The organism is Shigella sp. FC1661, from assembly GCF_001712525.1.
GTDB lineage: Bacteria > Pseudomonadota > Gammaproteobacteria > Enterobacterales > Enterobacteriaceae > Escherichia > Escherichia coli.
In genome coordinates this window covers 1-748 of the sequence record NZ_MDGW01000409.1, presented here as the reverse complement: position 1 = coordinate 748, position 748 = coordinate 1, and the positions used below count along the sequence as shown (strand labels likewise).

The 748-nt window shown below is 46.1% G+C and carries 1 protein-coding gene and 2 pseudogenes; 2 read left to right on the top strand and 1 reads right to left on the bottom strand.

Annotated features, from left to right (window positions below):
- Nucleotides 1-311, top strand: a pseudogene (locus tag BFF42_RS19100) (IS1-like element IS1A family transposase); the annotation flags it as partial.
- Nucleotides 312-331: 20 nt separating this feature from the next.
- On the opposite strand, the pseudogene ghoS reads toward BFF42_RS19100, so the two are convergent.
- Nucleotides 332-553: pseudogene (gene ghoS / locus BFF42_RS19095) on the bottom strand (type V toxin-antitoxin system endoribonuclease antitoxin GhoS); the annotation flags it as partial.
- 72 nt (nt 554-625) lie between these two features.
- Between ghoS and BFF42_RS19090 the strand changes: the two are divergent.
- The coding region (locus BFF42_RS19090; RefSeq protein WP_005083954.1) for an IS3 family transposase at nt 626-748 on the top strand (123 nt) is incomplete at its 3' end.

The window sequence follows — 748 nt, the reverse complement described above, 5'->3', positions numbered from 1 at the left end:
GGCTCCGGAAGACGGTTGTTGCGCACGTATTCGGTGAACGCACTATGGCGACGCAGGGGCGTCTTATGAGCTTGCTGTCACCCTTTGACGTGGTGATATGGATGACGGATGGCTGGCCACTGTATGAATCCCGCCTGAAGGGAAAGCTGCACGTAATCAGCAAGCGATATACGCAGCGAATTGAGCGGCATAACCTGAATCTGAGGCAGCACCTGGCACGGCTGGGACGGAAGTCGCTGTCGTTCTCAAAATCGGTGGAGCTGCATGACAAAGTCATCGGGCATTATCTGAACATAAAACACTATCAATAAGTTGGAGTCATTACCCCTGGCTACTTGTAAATCTGACGGAAATAGTCATCAACTGTCATAATGTTGAGGTCAAAATCAATATCCGGTAAGTCTAAGCATTTAAGCCTGATTAAATCTTCGATTTCACTTGCGGCTAACGATGTCGTTATTGCGAAGGAATTTTCATTCAATTGTCGTGGTATCCCATATTCATCAGCCACGATAGAAGAGAAATTCATATCATACATCAATGATCTTAACCTTGAAGTGGCACACTGAATTTGGCCACCTGAACAGAGGTGATATGCTCACCTCAGAACAACACAGGTGCTCCAATGAAAAAAAGAAATTTTAGCGCAGAGTTTAAACGCGAATCCGCTCAACTGGTTGTTGACCAGAAATACACGGTGGCAGATGCCGCCAAAGCTATGGATGTTGGCCTTTCCACAATGACAAGA